The sequence below is a fragment of the Bifidobacterium sp. KRGSERBCFTRI genome (assembly GCF_025908335.1).
In genome coordinates this window covers 1,238,176-1,258,510 of sequence record NZ_CP109653.1, presented here as the reverse complement: position 1 = coordinate 1,258,510, position 20,335 = coordinate 1,238,176, and the positions used below count along the sequence as shown (strand labels likewise).

The 20,335-nt window shown below is 59.5% G+C and carries 18 protein-coding genes; 4 read left to right on the top strand and 14 right to left on the bottom strand.

Annotation, left to right across the window (positions count from 1 at the left end):
• Positions 1-132: 132 nt before the first annotated feature.
• Complete coding sequence (gene tyrS, locus OGI63_RS05275; protein WP_004218069.1) at positions 133-1,455, bottom strand: tyrosine--tRNA ligase; 1,323 nt, start codon at positions 1,453-1,455, stop codon at positions 133-135.
• 88 nt (positions 1,456-1,543) lie between these two features.
• Positions 1,544-2,131: an HD domain-containing protein gene (locus OGI63_RS05270; RefSeq protein WP_004218070.1), complete on the bottom strand. Its 588-nt coding sequence runs from the start codon at positions 2,129-2,131 to the stop codon at positions 1,544-1,546.
• Between the two features lie 52 nt (positions 2,132-2,183).
• Between OGI63_RS05270 and OGI63_RS05265 the strand changes: the two genes are divergently transcribed.
• Entirely contained in the window at positions 2,184-2,969 is a 786-nt protein-coding gene (locus tag OGI63_RS05265; protein ID WP_004218071.1) for an acetoin reductase, read from the top strand.
• Positions 2,970-3,052: 83 nt separating this feature from the next.
• Here the strand turns inward: OGI63_RS05265 and argH are convergent, their stop codons facing one another.
• The 12 genes from argH to OGI63_RS05205 all read right to left on the bottom strand — a co-directional run bounded on the left by argH (position 3,053) and on the right by OGI63_RS05205 (position 17,684).
• Positions 3,053-4,549 (bottom strand): argininosuccinate lyase, encoded by a 1,497-nt coding sequence (argH, locus tag OGI63_RS05260; RefSeq protein ID WP_004218072.1) that lies wholly within the window; start codon positions 4,547-4,549, stop codon positions 3,053-3,055.
• Between the two features lie 114 nt (positions 4,550-4,663).
• Complete coding sequence (locus OGI63_RS05255; protein WP_004218073.1) at positions 4,664-5,902, bottom strand: argininosuccinate synthase; 1,239 nt, start codon at positions 5,900-5,902, stop codon at positions 4,664-4,666.
• Between the two features lie 79 nt (positions 5,903-5,981).
• Positions 5,982-6,527, bottom strand: a complete 546-nt coding sequence (locus OGI63_RS05250; protein ID WP_004218074.1) for an arginine repressor — start codon at positions 6,525-6,527, stop codon at positions 5,982-5,984.
• A 19-nt stretch (positions 6,528-6,546) separates the two neighbouring features.
• Entirely contained in the window at positions 6,547-7,509 is a 963-nt protein-coding gene (gene argF, locus OGI63_RS05245; RefSeq protein ID WP_004218077.1) for an ornithine carbamoyltransferase, read from the bottom strand.
• 83 nt (positions 7,510-7,592) lie between these two features.
• A complete protein-coding gene (locus OGI63_RS05240) occupies positions 7,593-8,846 on the bottom strand; it encodes an acetylornithine transaminase (RefSeq protein WP_004218078.1) in 1,254 nt (417 codons plus the stop codon).
• Positions 8,836-9,792, bottom strand: coding sequence for an acetylglutamate kinase (argB, locus tag OGI63_RS05235; RefSeq protein ID WP_004218079.1), 957 nt, complete (start codon positions 9,790-9,792; stop codon positions 8,836-8,838). Before argB ends, OGI63_RS05240 begins: the two co-directional genes overlap by 11 nt.
• A gap of 9 nt (positions 9,793-9,801) precedes the next feature.
• Positions 9,802-10,974, bottom strand: coding sequence for a bifunctional glutamate N-acetyltransferase/amino-acid acetyltransferase ArgJ (gene argJ, locus OGI63_RS05230; RefSeq protein ID WP_004218081.1), 1,173 nt, complete (start codon positions 10,972-10,974; stop codon positions 9,802-9,804).
• Positions 10,971-12,065 carry an N-acetyl-gamma-glutamyl-phosphate reductase gene (argC, locus tag OGI63_RS05225; protein WP_004218083.1) on the bottom strand — a complete coding sequence of 365 codons (1,095 nt, stop codon included), beginning with the start codon at positions 12,063-12,065 and terminating at the stop codon, positions 10,971-10,973. Before argC ends, argJ begins: the two co-directional genes overlap by 4 nt.
• A gap of 128 nt (positions 12,066-12,193) precedes the next feature.
• Positions 12,194-12,982, bottom strand: coding sequence for a DUF4190 domain-containing protein (locus OGI63_RS05220; protein WP_004218084.1), 789 nt, complete (start codon positions 12,980-12,982; stop codon positions 12,194-12,196).
• Between the two features lie 39 nt (positions 12,983-13,021).
• Positions 13,022-15,628: a phenylalanine--tRNA ligase subunit beta gene (gene pheT / locus OGI63_RS05215; RefSeq protein WP_014482820.1), complete on the bottom strand. Its 2,607-nt coding sequence runs from the start codon at positions 15,626-15,628 to the stop codon at positions 13,022-13,024.
• Positions 15,629-15,632: 4 nt separating this feature from the next.
• A complete protein-coding gene (gene pheS / locus OGI63_RS05210) occupies positions 15,633-16,700 on the bottom strand; it encodes a phenylalanine--tRNA ligase subunit alpha (protein ID WP_004218088.1) in 1,068 nt (355 codons plus the stop codon).
• A 78-nt stretch (positions 16,701-16,778) separates the two neighbouring features.
• Positions 16,779-17,684: a TrmH family RNA methyltransferase gene (locus OGI63_RS05205; protein ID WP_004218089.1), complete on the bottom strand. Its 906-nt coding sequence runs from the start codon at positions 17,682-17,684 to the stop codon at positions 16,779-16,781.
• A gap of 127 nt (positions 17,685-17,811) precedes the next feature.
• Between OGI63_RS05205 and OGI63_RS05200 the strand changes: the two genes are divergently transcribed.
• From OGI63_RS05200 to OGI63_RS05190, 3 genes are read left to right on the top strand one after another with little or no spacing between them, the layout of a single operon-like run.
• Positions 17,812-18,072 carry a hypothetical protein gene (locus tag OGI63_RS05200; RefSeq protein WP_004218091.1) on the top strand — a complete coding sequence of 87 codons (261 nt, stop codon included), beginning with the start codon at positions 17,812-17,814 and terminating at the stop codon, positions 18,070-18,072.
• Positions 18,073-18,126: 54 nt separating this feature from the next.
• Positions 18,127-19,506 (top strand): ABC transporter permease, encoded by a 1,380-nt coding sequence (locus OGI63_RS05195; RefSeq protein WP_012619976.1) that lies wholly within the window; start codon positions 18,127-18,129, stop codon positions 19,504-19,506.
• A 37-nt stretch (positions 19,507-19,543) separates the two neighbouring features.
• The gene (locus tag OGI63_RS05190; protein ID WP_004218095.1) at positions 19,544-20,263 is read left to right on the top strand and encodes an ABC transporter ATP-binding protein; all 720 of its coding nucleotides are present in this window, start codon (positions 19,544-19,546) and stop codon (positions 20,261-20,263) included.
• The last annotated feature ends 72 nt before the right edge of the window (positions 20,264-20,335 follow it).

The following is a 20,335-nucleotide window of genomic DNA, read 5'->3' as shown; positions in this document are numbered from 1 at the left end:
GCACCTCTGCGTAAGAGACGGGCCTTCGCCCGCCTTCGTGTTCTAGGTCTAAGTCTAACTGATGCAGGCCATGCAAGCCTGTTTTCTTCTATGCGTCAAAAGGCGATGCGGCCAATGGTGTCAGGCACGGCATCAGCTGCGTGCCACGACACCGAGGGCCTTCTTGCCACGGCGCAGCACCACGAACCTGCCCTTGAGGAAATCACCATCGCCAAGCAACTGCTCCTCATCTTCCACACGCACATTGTTCACGTACACGCCACCGGACTTGATCGTCTTGCGCGCCTCCGAGATGGACTTGAACAGCCCGGCACTCACACCGGCCTGTGCGATCCGGTCTCCGGGAAGGGCCTGTGCGAACACCTTTTCCCCCGCCTCATTCTCGACTTTGAGACCGTCAAGCACACTTTCCAGAGTCTCCAAATCGATGTCGGCGAGATCGCCGCCGCGGCCGAACAACGAAGCCGAAGCGTCAATGGCCTTGCGGGTGGGCTCATCGCCATGCACCAAGCTCGTGACTTCCCAGGCAAGCACCCGCTGCGCCTCACGGGCGCCCGGATTCGTGTCGGTGGCCTCGACAAGGCGCTCGATCTCGGCCTTCGGCAGGAACGTGAACGCCTTGAGCAGGCTGGCCATCTCGACATCGGGACGATTGAGCCAGAACTGGTAGAACTTGTAGACGGAAAGCATGTTGGGGTCAAGCCAGACCGCATTGCCTTCCGATTTTCCGAACTTCTTGCCATTGGCGTCGGTGATGATCGGGCTGGCCATCACGTTGACATTGACGCCGCGAACCTTGTGAATGAGATCGAGACCAGAGGTCAGGTTGCCCCACTGGTCGGAACCGCCGAGCTCGAGCACGCAGTCGTAATGATCGTACAGGTACAGATAGTCGTTGCCCTGCAACACCTGGTAGCTGAATTCAGTGAAGGAGATGCCCTCTTCGGAATTCAAGCGACGGGCGACGATGTCCTTCGAGATCATCGTTCCCACGCGGAAGTTCTTGCCGATGTCACGCAGGAAGTCCAATACGTTCATCGTGGCGGTCCAATCGTAGTTCGAGACGAAGGTGACGGGATTGGAGCCCTCCTGTTCAAGGATGCCGCCAATCTGGATGCGCAAACGCTCACACCACTGTTCCACTATGTCCTTGGGGTTGAGGATGCGTTCGCCGGACTGACGCGGATCGCCGATCAGACCTGTGGCACCACCCACCAATGCGATCGGATGATGACCGGCTTCCTGAAGGTGGCGCATGATGATGAGCTGGACGAGGTTGCCGATGTGCAGCGATGGTGCTGTCGGATCGAAACCGCAATAATAGTGGACCGGCTCTCCGTTGAGTGTGTGCGCAAGCCGATCCCTATCTGTGGACTGAGAGATCAAGCCGCGCCATTCCAATTCATCGAGCACGGAATCAAATCCGGCTTCCTTGAAATCGATGACGTGAGCCATACCTATTCTCCTCGTGTGTTGTGATCCCGCGATTGACGGGCAGTCTTAGTGTGTCATAGGTTCACGACACCTGGAACCCTCTATTTGCTTAGGGTTTAGCGGCATGGAAACGGGAGGGCGACAGGGTCTCACGTATGGCGCACAGGGTGTCGGCGATGTTGACGATGACTCCTTCGAGGTATTTCGGAGGAATGGGTGTGAGGGGGAACATGTGGGTGCGAATCGAGTTGGACACGATGTCGTCGAGTTCGAAGTCGGCACGGGCGTTGCGTTCGGCAGTATACGGATGCCGGAAACCATGCAGCCTGTGCGACCCGTTGTCTTTCTCATGCCAATCGTACAGGAAGTAATCGTGGAGCAGCGCTGCCCGGACAAGCGAACGCAGGTTCACATGATGCCAAAGGTGGAGGCGATCTGCGATTTTCACACTCAGACAGGCCACGGCGATGGAATGCTCATAGGTGGTCACGGCACCATGCTGCAACGAGTCCCTCTCGATCTGCATCTGCTCATGGGAGAGAATATCGGCACCATATGCGTTTACGATGGCATGGATTCCGCCGTCATCAAGCATGCCGCCTCCTTCGCCCTGGTATGTGCCGGCATATGCGGCGAGTTGCATATGCGATGCATGCGCTTTTCCAATATAATCGGATTCGATGTAGGTCGGCGGCATGTTCGTTCGCAGACAACGGTGTCTGCACATGCTTCCGGACGGAAAGGACGCTATGACTGACATCAGGGTTGCAATCGTGACTGGGGCGGCGCGCGGCATCGGACGCGGCATCGCCGTCAAACTCGCTAAGGACGGCTTCGACGTCGCCGTGGCTGACCTCGAGGGTCAGCGGCAGGAGGCCGAGGAGACGATCCACCGGATCGAACAGGAGGGACGCCGGGCATTCTTCCGCCCCACCGATGTATCACAGCGTGATCAGGTATTCGGTTTGGTTGACGATACCGTAAATGAGCTCGGCACGCTGGATGCCATGATCAACAACGCCGGCATATGCCAGATCAAGCCGATGCTCGACGTGACGCAAGAGGAGCTTGAGACGATTTACCGCATCAACCTGTTCGGCATGGTCTATGGTGTGCAGGCGGCGGCAAAGAAGATGATCAAGCTCGGCAAGAAGACCGGGCACATCGTCTCCGCATCCTCGATCGCCGGGTTCGAGGGCTTCCCCATCCTGTCGGCATACAGCTCGACGAAGTTCGCGGTGCGCGGGTTCACGCAAGCCGCAGCGCAGGAGCTCGCCCCGTACAACATCACAGTCAACGGGTATGCTCCGGGCATTGTGGACACACCGATGTGGACGTTCATCGACGAGGAGATGAGCAAGCTCAACGGCAAACCGCTCGGACAGAATTTCAAGGACATGGTCGACACCATCGCATTGAAGCGCTGTGAGACTCCGGATGACGTGGCGGGTGTGGTTTCATTCCTCGTCAGTGATAATGCCCGCTATGTGACAGGTCAGACCGTCATTGTCGATGGCGGCATGCAGTACCGCTAGCCGGTTCAGCACTGCATACGGCGATGGGGTGCGACCGGCAATCCGGCCCGCACCCCATCGCCGCTTCATATGCTATCGGTCACTCATTGCTTATTGAGCGAGCCGCAGGCCTTGTAGGCCATGCCGTCGCTCTTCACCTGGAAGAAGCTGCGAAGCTGCTCGATGAGCGTCTTGGCGCTCATGATCTGCTCGCGAACACGATTCGGCGCGGTGCCGCCCTTGCCGGCTCGGGCCGATACCGATCCTTCGGTGGAGAGCACTTCCCGAACCTCCACCGCGACATCCGGTTCGACGAAGCCACGGAAAATCTCAATGAAATCGTCATCGGAAAGATCCCATAGCTCCACCCCCCTGTTTTCCGCCACCTTGACGCACGCACCGGAAAGCTCATGGGCATGGCGGAAGGGCACACCGTTCTTCACCAACCATTCCGCAATGTCGGTGGCCAACGCGAATCCGGTGGGGGCCTCCTTCTCCAGCCGCTGCTCATCAAAGCGCATCGTACGAATCATGCCCGTGAATGCGGGCAGCAGCACTTCGAGCGTGTCGACCTGATCGAACACGGCTTCCTTGTCTTCCTGAAGGTCGCGCGTATAGGCTGTGGGCAGACCTTTGAGCGTGGCAAGCAGGCCAGTGAGGTCGCCTATGAGACGGCCGGCCTTGCCTCGGGCGAGTTCGGCGATGTCTGGATTCTTCTTCTGAGGCATGATCGACGAGCCAGTGGAATAGGCATCGTCAAGCTTCACGAAACCGAACTCCTGGGTATTCCAGATGATGATCTCCTCTGACAGACGCGAGATGTCGACACCTGCCATGGCCATGACAAATGAGAACTCGGCAACGAGATCGCGACTTGCGGTGCCATCGATCGAATTCTCCGTCACGTTGGTGAAACCGAGCTCCCGGGCCACGGCCACGGGTTCCAATCCCAACGTGTTACCGGCGAGGGCTCCCGAACCGTATGGGCTGGCGTCCACGCGCTGATCCCAGTCGCGTAGACGCTCCACGTCACGCAGCAACGGCCAGACATGGGCTATGAGCTGATGTGCAAGCAGCACGGGCTGGGCATGCTGCATATGGGTGCGGCCCGGCATCACCGTATGGCCGGCGTCCTTGGCCTGCACAATAAGCGCATCGGCAAGGTTGAGCAGCTGGTTTGCGACCACGCGGGCATGACGGCGCATCCACATGCGGATGAGCGTGGCGATCTGGTCGTTGCGCGAGCGACCGGCACGAAGCTTGCCGCCCAATTCGTCACCGGCAATCTGCAGCAGGCCGCGCTCCAATGCGGTGGCTTCGTCCTCGTCGTCGTCAATCGGCGTGAATTCACCGGAATCCACCTGACGCTGCAGTTCATCCAATGCGGCTTCCATGCGCTGCAACTCATCTGCGGTGAGCAGGCCTGCACGCCCCAGAGCGCGGGCATGGGCACGGGAACCGGCTATGTCATCGTCAGCGAGACGCCAATCGAACTGAGTCGACTTGCTCAGCAATGCGAGCTCGGGCGAGGGGCCGGACGAGAATCGCCCTCCCCACAAAGCCAGGTGATCCTGGGATTCGGGCTTGTGATCGTCGCTCATATCTCTCCTTTTGCGAAGACGGCCATGCCGTCCGTGTTGGCTTGGAATACGAAAGAAGAGGCGTTTTCACGCCTCTTCCCCGCATAAGCATTCCATGGGAACTGCGCCGTGAGACTACTCTACGTCGTTCTGCGGAACTTCGATGCCGTTGCCGAAGCGAACATCCCGGGCTGCAGCGACCTTCGTCGGCAGTCCGTAGATCTCGATGAAACCGTTCGAGGCATTCTGGTCGAAGGTGTCACCGGAATCGTAGGTGGCGAGGTTGTAGTCATACAACGAGCTGTCGGAACGGCGTCCCACCACCACGGCACGGCCGCCGTGCATGACCATGCGAATCTCACCGGACACATACCGCTGGGTGTCATTGATGAACGCGTTGAGCGAATGCACGGCCGGGGAGAACCATTGCGCATCATAGACCAGTTCGGCCCAGCGCTTATCGATGCCGCGCTTGATGCGATGCTGCTCACGTTCGAGACACATGTTCTCGAGTTCCTCGTGGGCCGTGATGAGGGCGATGGCACCAGGTGCCTCGTAGAGCTCACGGGACTTGATGCCCACCAGGCGATCCTCGATCAGATCGACACGGCCGATGCCCTGAGCACCGGCGCGGCGGTTCATCTCCTCGATGGCCTGCAACGGCGTCACCTCGCGACCATCGATCTTGACCGGCACACCTTCCTTGAATTCGATGACCACTTCGTCTTCGACAGGCGGGAAGTCCGGATCATCGGTGTAGGAATAGCAATCCTTGGTGGGCGCATTCCACGGGTCCTCAAGGAAACCGGTCTCGATGGCGCGACCCCACACATTCTGGTCAATCGAGAACGGGCTCTTCTCGGTCTGCACAATCGGCAGGTCATGCTCATTCGCATAGGCGATCTCGACATCACGGGTGAGCGAAAGATCGCGAATCGGGCTGATGGCCTTGAGCTCCGGGTCTATGGACTGAATCGACACCTCGAAACGAACCTGATCGTTGCCCTTGCCCGTGCAGCCATGGGCGATCGTGTCTGCACCGAACTGGTGCGCCGCACGAACCAGATGCTTGGTGATCAACGGGCGGGAGATGGCGGAGACCAGCGGATAGACGCCCTCATACATGGCATTGGCCTTCAGGGCCTGCATGCAGTATTCATTGGCGAATTCGTCGCGGGCATCGACAATATATGCCTCGACGGCACCGCATGCCAGAGCGCGCTCCTTGATCGTCTCAAGACTCTCACCACCCTGTCCGACGTCCAGAGACACTGCCACTACATCTTTGCCTGTGCGGTCTTTGAGGTATGGGATTGCCACGGAGGTGTCGAGACCTCCCGAATATGCCAGCACAATACGGTTCTTGTCGCTCATATTCAGCCTTTCACGATTGCAGTTGATATTACAACTATATACGGTCTACTGTATATTTATTCATTTTCGACACGCAATCTCACGATCGAGATGAGATTCTGAGCATCCATTCGGCTCGGCGACCAGCTGTGGTGTCATCCGAACAGATGATGAGTATCGTATCGTCGCCGGCGATCGTTCCCAGCACCCCGTCAATCGAATGCTTGTCGATGCCGCTGGCCACATACTGTGCTGCGCCGGCCGGCGTGTGCACGATCACGAAATTCGAGGCGTGGGCCACGGAGACGACAAGACCGGTGAGAATCTTGGCAAGCTGTTGCTCACCCCGTCCCTGACCATTCGATTCAGGCACGGTGGCCAGGGGGACCTGATCGGCCACAGCGTAGGCAATGGTACCGTCGGCGAGTCTGGTCTTGGCGGCGTTCACCTCATCGAGATCACGGCTCATTGTCGCCTGTGTGACGGGGAAGCCCTCCCGTGCAAGCAGTTCCGACAACTGCGCCTGTGACGTCACCACATTGTCGGCCAAAAGCTGACGCACCATCTGCAGACGCGCTGCACGCGTGCTCGGTCGGCCGACACCACTTGCGCCGTTGCTTGACTCCGATCCGGTCTGTTCACTCAACTGCGTACTCCTTAATCTTTCAGCTCAGCAGACTCTCATCACCACGCTGCTTGCCGATGAGCCATGTCAGCAGTGCTTTCTGCGCATGCAGACGGTTTTCCGCCTCATCCCAGACCACCGACTGCGGTCCGTCGATGACACCAGTGGTGACCTCCTTGCCGCGATATGCAGGCAGGCAGTGCTGGAAGAGCGCATCCGGCTTGGCCAGACCCATGAGACGTTCGTTCACCTGATATGGCCAGAACGGCTTCGAGCGAATCGCGTATTCGGCTTCCTCTCCCATCGAGACCCAGGTATCGGTGAAGATGCAATCCACACCGTCGACCGCCTGCTCTGGATCCACGGTCACCATGATGCTGCCACCCGTGGTCTCGGCGATGGCCTGGGCATCCTCGACGATCTTCTGGTCCGGCAGGTAGCCGTTCGGCCCTGCGACACGCACATCCATGCCGGCGACCGCGCCCGCAAGCAGGTATGAATTCGACATGTTATTCGCGGCATCGCCCACATAGGCGATCTTCAGATTCTCCAGATTGTCCACGCCGCCCTTGAACTGCGCCAGCGTGAGGAAATCCGCGAGCACCTGGCAGGGATGGAACTCGTCGGTCAGCGCATTCACCACCGGCACAGTGGCGACACGTGCCATCTGTTCGACACGGGACTGCTCGAACGTGCGCCACACGATGCCGTAGGCCATGCGTGTCAGCACTTCGGCGGTGTCGGCAACCGGCTCTCCGCGGCCAAGTTGCGAACCGGACTTGTCGATGACCAGGGGGTAACCACCCAACTCAGCCACGCCGATGGAGAAGCTGGAACGCGTACGGGTGCTTGGCTTGTCGAAGATCACCGCCACACCCTGAGGGCCCTCGAAGGGTCGATGGTAGAACCGATCGGCACGGAATTTCATGCCGAGTTCGAGAATCTGCTTCTGCTCCTCATGGTTCACGTCGTCGTCGCGCAGCATATGACGCAGTTCGCCCATTGCAACACTTCCTTTGCTATAGAGATTGGTTACCGATGCTCAGATAATCGTATGCGCCCACTGGCGTGGGTCGCTAGCGTATTTCAGTCATTGGGCAGGTCGGAGGGGATCGCAGCCAGTACGTGGACCGCCTCGTCAACATCGTTCTCGCTCACCACGAGCGGCGGTGCGAGACGTAGGGCGTTAGGTGCCACGGCATTGATGATGAGCCCGTGCTCCAGTGCCCAATCCATTGCCGCATGCGCGCAGGGATGTGTGAGCACGATCGCGTTGAGCAGCCCACGGCCACGCACGGATTCGAACAGCGGATTGCCGCATGCGCGAATCTGCCGCCGCAACTGTTCCCCGCGCGCCTCGGCGTTGACGAGCAAATCCTCACGTTCGATTACACCGATCGTCGCCAGTCCGGCAGCTGCCCCCAACGGATTGCCCGCGAAGGTGGAACCGTGGGTGCCTGGCGAGAACAGGTTGCTGAGCTCCTCGCCAAAGGCAATCATGCCTCCCATCGGGAATCCGCCGGCCACACCTTTCGCGAACGTGACCATGTCCGGCGTAATGCCTCCGAGATCGTCGCGTTGGAAGGCGAACCACTTGCCGGTGCGCCCCATGCCGGTCTGGACTTCATCCACGATAAGCTTGGCGTGATGTTCATCGCACAGACTCCTCACACCGCGTACGAATTCAGGATCCAGCGGCAGCACGCCGGCCTCGCCTTGAATGAGCTCCATGATCACGGACGCCACCGGACCCGAATCTGTCGCCTCGAACGCAGCACGCATCGCATCGAGATCATTGGCCGGCACGAATTCGAAATTTGGCACCAACGGTTGGAACGGTTCTCGAATCGCCGGCTTCCAGGTCGCCGAAAGCGCGCCCATGGTGCGCCCATGGAATCCGTGTTCCAGGGCGATAATACGGTACGGCTTATCGGCACCCAGACTGCGGCCATAGAGCTTGGCGAGCTTCAACGCCGCTTCATTCGCCTCCGCCCCCGAATTGCCGAAATACACATGGGAGCCCTGTGGCGCACCGGCGAGTTCGACAAGCTTGGCAGCCAAGGAGATTTGTGGTCTCGTGGCGAAATAGTTGCTCACATGGGCGACCTGGGCGGCCTGAGCGGACACGGCCTCGATCCACGCGGGGTGTGCGTACCCAATGGAGTTGACGGCTATTCCGGCAAGGAAATCAAGGTACTCGTTGCCATCGACGTCCCAAACATGGGTGCCCTGGCCATGATCGAGCACTCGAAGCGGCGTGCCGAACACATGCATATGCACTTGCTCGTATTCGCCGATCAGTTCGGTGTCATGCGTCAGATCAATTTGTTCAGAGGTCATAGGAGCTCCTTAATTCCATGCCCTCGCCGGGCTCCACCATGGTGCCCACACCGGCGGTGGTGAAAATCTCATTGAGAATGGAGTGCGGCTTACGGCCGTCGATGATATGGGCCTGCTGCACGCCTCCATCGATGGCCCGTACACAGGCCTCCATCTTGGGACGCATGCCGGATTCTAATTCCGGCAGCAGATCCCGTAGGTCCTCGACGCCGATACGTCCGACCAGCGAGTTCTTGTCGGGCCAGTCGGCATACAGGCCGTCCACATCGGTGAGGATCACGAGCTTATGGGCACCCAGAGCCGAGGCCAGCGCGGCTGCCGCTGAATCGGCGTTCACATTCAGCACCTCGGTGGCATCGTCCTCGTTGGGGGCCACGGAGGAAACGACGGGGATGCGACCGGCATGGATGAGGTCGACGACGGCGGAGGCATCGACCCCCACCACATCGCCCACCAAACCGATGTCGGTGGGTTCGCCGTCGATGATCGGCTTGCGCTGGCTGGCCGAGAACAGGGCCGCATCCTCACCCGAAAGACCCACCGCCAAAGGTCCGTGGGCATTGATGAGCCCGACGAGCTCGCGTGACACCTTGCCGGTGAGCACCATGCGAACCACATCCATCGCCTCCGGAGTGGTCACGCGCAGGCCGCCCTTGAATTCCGAATGAATGCCCAACGCCTTGAGCATCTGGGAGATCTGGGGGCCTCCACCGTGCACGACCACGGGGTGGATGCCCACCTGACGCAGGAACACCATGTCTTCGGCGAAGCACTCCTTCAAGTGGTCGTTCACCATGGCATTGCCGCCGTACTTGATCACAATGGTCTTGCCGAAGAACTCCTCCAGCCATGGGAGTGCCTCAATGAGTACCTCCGCTTTCTGATCGGGCCCCAGATCGGTATGCACATCGAGATGATACCCGGGTCCGCGCAACGGGCTTGCCATGAGTCACACTCAGCTTTCGTAATCCGCGTTGATATGTACATATTCGTGGGTAAGGTCGTCGGTCCACACGCAAGCTTCGCTCTCCCCGGCGTTCAGGTCGATGTCTATGTCGATCTCGCGCAGCGTCATGTCCACCTCGCTCCGGTCCCGGTCCGGACCGCCATTGGCGCAGATTCTCACGCCATTGATGGTGACTGAGACCTCGTTCGGATCGTACGGGGCCACATCGGCGGGAACGGTGCCGAGGGAACTGACCACACGACCCCAGTTCGGGTCATTGCCGCTGATGGCGCACTTGAGCAGGTTCGATGCGGCAACCGCTCGCCCGCACGCCAATGCGGCATCCTCACTGGTCGCACCGGTGACCCGGATTCGAATGTCATGGCTGGCGCCCTCTCCGTCACCGATGATCTGCCTCGCGAGACTGGAGCAACAATCGGCCACCAAGCCGTTGAATTCGTCGGGGTCCGGAGTGATTCCCGAGGCACCCGATGCCAGCAGCAGCACGGTGTCGTTGGTCGACATGCAACCGTCCACATCGATGCGGTTGAAACTACGATCGACGGCGGCGGTGAGGGCGGCCTGCAGCTGACCTGCCGAGACGACGGCATCGGTGGTGATCACGCATAGCATTGTGGCCAGCTGCGGGGCGATCATGCCGGATCCCTTCACCATGCCGCCGATGCGGAATTCATTCGACCCCAGACGATTCACCGTTTTAGGCTTCGTGTCGGTGGTCATGATCGCATGAGCCGCATCACTGCCTGCCTGGGCGCTGGAATCCAATGAGTCAAAGGCCTTCTGCGCGCCTTCGATCACTTTGTCGAGAGGCAGCAGTTCACCGATAAGGCCAGTGGAACACACGGCTATCTCCGACGGCTCCACATGCATCATCAACGCGACGGCTTCCGCGGTGCGCACCGTCTGCTGGTACCCTTCCTCTCCCGTGCAGGCGTTGGCGCCTCCGGAATTGAGAATGACCGCCTTGAGCTCTCCGTCTGAAACCTGCTTGCGGGACCACTGCACGGGTGCCGCACAGAAACGGTTCGAGGTGAATACGCCTGCCGCGGCATTGAGCGGCCCGTTGTTGACCACCAATGCGACGTCCTGCTTGCCTGTCTGCGAGGAGATGCCGGCAACCACACCAGCCGCCTCGAATCCCTTTGCGAATGTAACGCTCACGGTGCCACTCCAATCTTGCTCAATCCTGTTGCATCATTCAGTCCGAATGCGATGTTCAACGATTCAATGGCCTGCCCCGCCGTCCCCCGGTTGAGGTTGTCGATGGCGGTGAAGGCATGCAGTGTGCCGGATCGTCGATCGACAGCGACCTGCACATGGGCCGCGTTCGACCCGAGTACGTTCTGGGTGGCCGGCATGACGCCGGGATCCAGCACGAAGATGAATTCCTGACCTTCATAGGCCTGCACCCAGATGTCATGGATCTGTTCATCGGTGAGCGCGAGGGCCTCATCGGTGAGCTTTGCGCTCACCGAGGCCAGGATTCCACGTGACATCGGCACGAGAATGGGGGTGAACGCAAGCGAGAACATATCGGCCTGTGACGCACCAAGTCCGGCTGCATGGGCGAAATTCTGCAGTATCTCCGGAATATGCCGGTGTGTTCCGCCCACCGAATACGGCGACGCCGACCCCATGGCCTCCGAAGCGAGCAGATTGGTGCGCTTGAGGTTCTTGCCCGCGCCGGAATACCCCACGGCCAGATCGGCGACAATGCTCTTCGTATCGACGAGCCCTTGGGCAATCGCAGGCTGCAATGCCAGCGTGGTAGCCGTCACGTTGCACCCTGGACCGGCGATGCGCTTGGCTCCGGTGAGTTCGTCGCGCTGGCGAACATACTTGCCGTCGGAACCGATTCCAAGAATGAGCTCAGGCATGCCATAGGTCCAATGCTGGTAGAAATCTCCCCCATAATAGTCGTCCCACGCCTGCTGCCGCTCAAGTCTATGGTCCGCACCCAGATCGACCACCACCGCGTCATCGTCAAGCTGCGCCGCCAAGGCTCCTGAGGCTCCGTGAGGCAGCGCGAGGACGATCACGTCATGGCCGTCGAGCACGGCTGGCGTAGTGTCCTCCACAATGAGATCCGCGAGTTGCGGAATATGTGGCTGGTATTCCCCCAGTCGATGCCCTATGGACGAATGGCCAGCCACCGCCGTGACCTCGAAGGCCGGATGGGCGGCCAGGATCCGCAACGCCTCCCCTCCGGCATAGCCCGTAGCCCCTGCCACGGCAACCGTGTATTTCGTCATATGCTCTTCTCCCATGCCGACGTCATTACAACTTTGCCCATATCCTAACAAATATACAGTACATTGCATAAACATGCATGTCTGAATGAAGTCAGAATATGGGCAAAGTTGATTTAACCACTGGAATACTAGGCTTTTACGGAATCAGATCCACCGGAACCATTATTCAAAGTATTCAACATTTGGTTGAGATATTCAGTTGGTGAGACACCTGAGACAAGGAAGTACAGCCACATGATCGTATAGAGCACGTTGATCACCAGCGCCGCCACAGCCAATCCATAGCCTTTCATATGGTAGATTTTCGTGCGACGCATGCTGAACCATCCGAAGAGCGCCGGCAGCACCGGTAACGGGAGAATCAGCGCGAACACGAACGCGATGATGGCGCCCGGATCCCAGTGCCCATACAGCGGATTCTGATTGGGGTCGTCCGGGTTCATCTGGTTCATGCTGTTGATGAAGCTTGGGTCGTTCAGATTGAATGGCGGCTGGTTTCGTCCTCCATTGCCCTGACGTCCGGAACCGGGCTGGTTCTGGGTCTGGTACGGCAGTCCGGCCTGCTGTCCGTAGGCATTCTGTTGGGACGGCTGGCCATACTCGTTCCCCCGCTGGGCCTGGGCTCGCGCAGCGGCTGCCCCCAAAGCATCGTCAGTGTCCGGATGCCCGTAGATATACGGATCATAGGTGGCAGGGAACTGGCTGTCCAAAGCGCCGTACTCCAGGCCATTGGAGGAACCGACGCTCGGCGGGTCGTCGTCGAAACGCCCATCGAGCACCAGCCCCCTCACATCGTCCTGTGCGGCATCCGGATTGATTGCATGGCGTTCGCCGTGGGCGGTCGGAGCAGCATGATGCTGGTCGTTCGGCTCGTTCGGAACACCGTTGGAGGTGTCATGCTGCTCTTGTTCGCTCATTTCCCTACCTCATTTCATATGCTGGGATGCCTGCCGACGCTAAGCACGCAACTGCGCACCAAGTGTAGCCGTCTTCTCAACAATACGCTGTCGGATTTCCTCACTGTCTTGCGACGTGAGCGTGCGATCCGGTGCACGGAATGTGACGGCATAGGCCAGTGACTTCTTGCCGTCCCCCACCTGATCGCCCGTGTACACATCGAAGAGCTCGATGGATTCCAGCACATCGCCCGCCGCCTGACGAATCGTCTCGGTGAGTTCGTGCGCCGTGACCGAGGTCGGCACCGTGAACGCCAAATCCTGCTTGACCGGCGGGAAGGTGGAGATCGGCTTCGCCTGAACCGGCTTGTTGCTCAGAGTGGAGAACAGAGCGGTCAGATCGATTTCGAATGCGGCGCTATGGCGTGGGAAACCGAGTGCATCGTCCACCTTCGGGTGAAGCTCACCTACAACACCGACCGGGGTGTCGCCGGACATGATGCGCGCGACGCGACCCGGATGCCATTGGGCACCTGCCTTGTCACCGTCCGACTGGTCGAGCACGATCTTCGCACCCAAACGATCGGCGATGCGATGCACAGCCTCGACGGCATCCGTCCAATCCACAGGACGCTTGTCGCCCAACCATCCATCGTCCTCGGCATTGCCGGTGAGAATGGCCGCAACGTGCAGCGGCTGCTCGGGCAACCCTGCATCAAGAGCCGAGAGCTGATCGTCGCTGGGGCGCTGTGCGCCGGGGAGAGCCGGAACGGCAGGAGCTTCAGGATCTGCCAGATATACATGCCCAAGTTCATAGCAACAGATGTTCTCGAGACCGCGGTGCAGGTTTCGTTGCACCGTAGTCGCCAGCGTGAGCAGAACCTGCCGACGCAGGAACGGGCGATCGCCTGCGAGGGGATTGACTATCTCGACGCTCACCTTTTCGACCTCTTCCGAGTCGATCTGGAAGTTCTTGAAGTCCGCTTTGCCCACGAACGGATAGCTGAGCACTTCCACCAGACCATATTCGGCAAGCTCGTCGGCCACCTGACGCTTGTGCAGCTGATCGTCGGTGAGTCCGACATGGCCTTCCACCGGGGCATGCGGGACTCGTACAGGAATACGGTCGTACCCATAGATACGGGCCACTTCCTCCACCAGATCGCAGGCTGCGGTGAGATCGGGGCGCCAACTGGGGGCCGTCACCGAGAATTCGCCATTGCCACCTCCGGCGACACTGCATCCGATATCGGTGAGGATATCGCTGATCTTGTTGATGTCAAGATCGAGCGAGGTCAGTCGCTTCACCTCTCCGGCCTTGAAGGCGATCGGATGGCCACGCTTGACGTTGTTCACGTCTCGCGGGGTGTCGCTGGCCTTCGCGTCACCGTATTTGGTGAGCAAGTCGACGGCCATCTGAGCCGCAGCGGGTTGGATCTGGGTGTCCACCCCGCGTTCAAAGCGGCGGGAGGCTTCTGAGGGAATCTTATGGCGGCGTGCAGAGCGTGCCACGGTGATCGGGTCGAAATGCGCTGCCTCAAGCAGAATGTTCGTGGTCTCGTCCGTCACCTCGCCATATTCTCCACCCATGACACCGGCGATGCCGAGAATGCGCGATCCCTGCTCACCATTCGGGGAATCGGTGATGAGCAGATCCTCGGGATCTAGGTCATGCTTCTTGCCATCCAATGTGACCAGCGTCTCACCAGCCTTGGCGCGACGCACGACGATCGGCCCGCTGATCTTGTCGAGGTCGTACGCATGCATGGGCTGCCCCAGATCGAGCATGACGTAGTTCGTCACATCGACCGGCAGGCTCAACGAACGCATCCCCGCTCGCGACAGACGGTGACGCATCCAATTCGGCGTCGGGCTGCCCGGCTTGTAGTCATGAACCGCACGAACATAGAAACGGTCGCATCCGACCACACCATGGATCGGATTGTCGTCATCGATGATCACATCGATGTCGTGCGTCTGACCGTTCTGGTCCTCAAGTTGTGGCGCACGCTCTTCAAAGGCGGCCACCGGATCGGTGAACTCCGCCCCGGTGGAGTTGTGGAACTCGCGTGCGATGCCGCGATACGAGAAGGCATAGCCGCGGTCGGGGGTCACATTGATCTCAAGAATCGGCTCGTCGAGATGCAGCAGGTGCATGGCATCGTCGCCAGGTTGCAACGCCTCGTATTCCTCAGGCGTGAAGCCATAATCGCGCAGCAGTATGATGCCGTCATGGCTGTCGCCCAAACCAAGCTCACGTTCCGAAGCGCACATGCCGTCGGAGATATGCCCATAGGTCTTGCGTGGCTCAATCTTGAAATTACCTGGCAGCACTGCGCCAGGCAGTGTGACGACGACCTTCTCGCCGGCCTTCATGTTCGGCGCGCCGCAGATGATGCCACGTGGCACCTTATTGCCATGCTCGTCGACGTCGTTGTATTCCTCCCCGACATCCACATGGCACCAGTTGATGACCTTGCCGTTCTTCTGCGGTTCAGGGGTGGCGTCCACCACATAGCCGACGACGATGGGACCCGTCACGTTGCTGGTGTGGATCTCCTCCTCCTCAAGGCCGACCCGCACCAGGTCACGGGCGAGTTCCTCATAGGTCTCGTTCTCCGGCACGGCCACATGCTCACGCAGCCAGCCCATATCTACCATTGGCATATTCTCACTCCCCCATCACGAACTGTTCACTGAAACGCACATCACCCTCGACGAGATCGTGCATATCGTTGATGTCATGGCGCAGCAGCAACGTGCGCTCCACGCCCACACCGAAAGCGAATCCGGTATATATGTCCGGGTCGATGCCGGCTGAACGCAGCACATTCGGGTTGACCATGCCGCAGCCGCCCCATTCGATCCACCCGGGGCCGCCCTTCTTGTCGGGGAACCACAGATCGAGTTCGGCGCTCGGCTCGGTGAATGGGAAGTAGCTCGGGCGCAGGCGGCTCTTGGCCTCCGGACCGAACATCGCGACGGCGAGCTTGTCGAGCACGCCCTTGAGATCTGCCATGGTGAGGTTCTTGTCCACCGCCAGCGCCTCGACCTGATGGAACACCGGGGTGTGCGTGGCATCGAGTTCATCCGTGCGGAACACTCGTCCCGGGCATGCGATGTACAGCGGCACGCCATGGGAGATCAGCCCGCGCACCTGATCCGACGACGTCTGCGTGCGCAGCACCATGTTGGAGCCGACAAAACCGGCGGCATCCTTGGACTGGTTGCCCTTCACATAGAAGGTGTCCTGCATCTGGCGCGCCGGATGGTCCGGACCGAAGTTCAGCGCATCGAAGTCGAACCATTCGGTCTCCACCTCAGGGCCGTCCGAAATCTGCCATCCCATGCCCACGAAGAAGTCCTCGACGTCCTCCATGAGCTTGGGCAGCGGATGGCGGGCACCAAGCGGCTTGCGGCGAATCGGCAACGTCATGTCGACGGTTTCAGCGGCCAGCTCGGCAGCCTCCTGGGCCGCCTTCACGCTGGCCTCCTTCGTGCCATAGGCACGGCCGAAATCGGCACGCAGCTTGCCCATGACCTTGCCGGCTTCCTTCTTCTCGTTCTTCGCCAACGAGCCGATCGCCTTGCTGGCCCTCGTCATCGCGGAATTTGCACCCGCGTACTTCGCTTTGATGGCTTTCAGTTCCTCCATCGTGGAGGCCTGTTGTATCGCGGCGATGCCTTCGGCGATGTCTTTGGACACCGCATCGGCGTCGAATACTATGCCTTCTGCCACAAGAACCCTTTCCTACATCGTGCACACATATGCAAAACCCTGTTGCGACAATAGAGAAAGTCGCATCATTCCAACGGTTTACCGACTTCCCATTGTTTCAATACGACTCGACATGGCCAACGTGGTGAGCATCACCGCCGCACTGGTTCCCAGATTGAGCGATTCGGCTTTCCCGTAGATCGGAATGGAGACGCTCATCGCGCATTCGTCAAGCAGTTCCGTGGTGAGGCCACGGGCCTCATTGCCGAACAACACGGCCTTGGACCCCTCGACCAACTCTCTGTTGCGCAGCAGATCCGGCAGACTCACCGGAGGCTTGCCCTCGGTGCCGTACACGTCTGCGGCCAGCACGGTGGTATCGCGCTCCCTGCACAGGTCGAAGAACGCCCGCTCATCCATAGCAAGCACCGGCAGATGGAACAACGAGCCGGTGGTGGCACGAATCACTTTCGGATTGAATATGTCCACGCAATCGCCCACCAGAACGACGGCGTCACAACCAGCGGCGTCGGCACTGCGGATCACGGTGCCTGCATTGCCGGGGTCGCGCATCTGCCAGAATGCGGCAAGGAACGGATGGGGAGTCTGCGGAACCCGTCCAAGCAGGTCACGGCAGGAATTCAGGTCGGCAACCGCAAACACCCCCTGGGCATCATGGGAAACCCTGTGCTCCACCTCCTGCGTCATCTTGTGCACATGGATCCGCTCCTCCATCGCCTCACCGGCAAGCTTGCCCAACGCGGTCGAGGCGATCGGGGAATCCGGATCCGCCCCATCGGTGCGCACATAGACATCTTGAATGATCTGTGGCTGCCATGTGAGCGCCTCGCGAACGCACTGCGGCCCTTCGATGAGGAACTTCCCCGCCTTCTGACGGTGCTTTCGGTTGGTGAGTTCGGATATGCGACGGATACGTTCCGCCTTGGTGTTCGTGAGTACCTGCTGATCTATGGGCATACCGCCAGCGTAGCGCGCGGTGCCCATTTTCAGAAAGCTCCCAGTAAACATACGGGAAGATGCCAGCGCGTTTGCCGCTCCTCACAACCCGCACCGGATACGCTATGGGCAAATGCACACCATTCCGATATTTGTGTTTTGCATAAGGAGAGTCATGTTCATTGTGCACAACGCCATACGGAATCTATGGCGCAACAAAGGACGCAGTGTGCTGATCATCATCGTGGCGACGATCATCGCCGCCGCTTCGACGATCGGCTTCGCCATTGTTCAGGCGGCACAACGCGCCCGTGCCTCTGCGTTGGAGAACACGACGATCGGCGCGCAGATCTCGCTGGACCGAAACAAGATCATGCAATCCGCGAACTCCTCCGGGCAGAAGCCTGATATGGGCAGTTTCGGCAAGGCCACGTAGGAGAAGCAACTCACGCTCGGCGACTATGAACAGTACGCGAAATCCGAGTACGGCGTGAGCAGCTCGTATTACATCGAGACGAGTTCCGCAGCTGCAGTGGACGGAGGAATCGAAGCGGTCGACACGAACAACGGTTCCTCGCAGGAATCCTCAGACAACGCCAATTCAAGAACCGATACCGGGACCGCAGGAGCCGGAACCGAGGGCGCCATGCCGAATGACATGCCGCGGGACATGGGCGGTCAGAACGGCGGCCCGGCCATGACCACAGGCGACTTCTCGTTGGTGGGCTTCTCCAGCGACGAGGCACTGGTGAACGCACCGAACGGCTCGTTCACCATGAACTCCGGCAAAGCGTTCGATTATGATGCTTCCGACGGAAATCCTGTGCTCGTCTCGAAGACGCTTGCCGACGCGAACAATCTCAAGGTTGGCAGCACGTTCAAACTCGCCAACATCTCCGATTCGAAGAAGACCTACACGTTCACCGTGGCGGGCATCTATTCGAACACGCAGGAATCGAACATGCCGATGGGCGGCCCCATGGCGTCGAGCGCGAATGACGCCGCCAACGCAATCTATATGTCCGCCGCCACACTCGGCAAGATCGGTCTCGACAGCACGAAAACCCTGAGCATCACCGATTCGAAGGGCAATACGCGTGAGACCTCCGCCGCACAGTTGAGCTTCACATACGTCTTCGACGGCAAGGCGGACTACGACAGATTCACCGAGGATGTGAGGAAAGCGGGACTCTCGGACGACTACACCGTCTCATCGATGGACGTCGAACAGTACGGGCAGTCACTCGTGCCCATCGACAATCTTTCCAAATTCGCAAGGACGATGCTCATCGTCGTGCTTTCAGTGGGTGCGGTTGTACTGGTGATCCTCACGATCTTCAACATTCGCGAGCGCAAATACGAGATCGGCGTGCTCACCGCCATCGGCGTGAAGAAGTGGAAGGTGGCCGCACAGTTCGCAGTCGAGCTGCTCACCGTTGTACTCATCGGACTCATCGTCGGAACCGGAATAGGGGCGGCGACCTCCGTGCCGGTATCGGATGCGCTGCTCTCCTCGCAGGTGGCTTCGCAACAATCACAGCAGGAATCCCGGCGAGCACAGTTCGGACGCGATATGCAAGGTGCCCCCGGCGCAGCACCGGACGGCAACGCTCAGTCCGCGAAACCGAATACCGACAATACCCAGGGCGAATCCGCGGTACCGAACGAGGGGAAGCAGCCTCAAAGCGGCATGCCGCAAGGCCTGCAGCACGCATCGAATGCGATTAAACAGGTGAATGCGACGGTGAGCTGGGCGACCATCGGATGGATGTTGCTCATCGGATCGGCGCTCACGCTTCTCGCTTCCCTCACCGCGGCGATATTCGTGATGCGCTACGAGCCACTGCAGATTCTCGCAGACCGTTCATGAACGGGAATCCCCACACACCTAACAGAATGGAACATCGATGACCATGCATACCGAAACCGAAACACCCACCACACATAGCGCCATGGCGGACGGCGAGACGTCCGTGCCGATTCTGCAGCTCAAGGATGTGAGCTATGCCTACGCCAAAGGAGGACGCAATGTGCTCTCCGACATCAATTACACCTTCCCCAGCGGGTCGGTGACTGCGATCGTCGGCCCGTCAGGCGCCGGCAAAACCACGCTGCTGTCGCTCATCAGCGGATTGACCACACCCACCGGCGGCGAGGTGCTGTTCGAGGGGCACAATCTGGCGAAGATGGACCGGTACTGCTACCGCAGCCGCGACATCGGCGTGATCTTCCAGAGTTTCAATCTGCTGCCCGGCCTCACCGTGCTTGAGAATATCATGCTCACGATGGACGCGAGCGGCAAGAGATTCGACAGGCCGAAGCGCGACATTGCACTCGATCTGCTCAAGCAGGTGCATTTGCCCGAACGGTATGCAAACGAGCGCATCCTGCATCTGTCGGGTGGCGAACAGCAGCGCGTGGCAATTGCCCGCGCATTGAGCACGAACCCGCAAGTGGTGATCGCCGACGAGCCGACCGGCAATCTCGACCCTGCCACGCAGGACGACATCATGCGCATCTTTATTGAACTCGCGCATGAGCAGAACAAATGCGTGATCATCGTGACGCATTCACCCCAGATTGCCGAACGATCCGACCGCGTATTCCAATTGAGCAAGCGTGATTGAGATCTGAAATATGCGAAGACCGCACGACATGCGCCGCGCGGTCTTTGCCTACTCCCTGCGGAATCGCGAGAA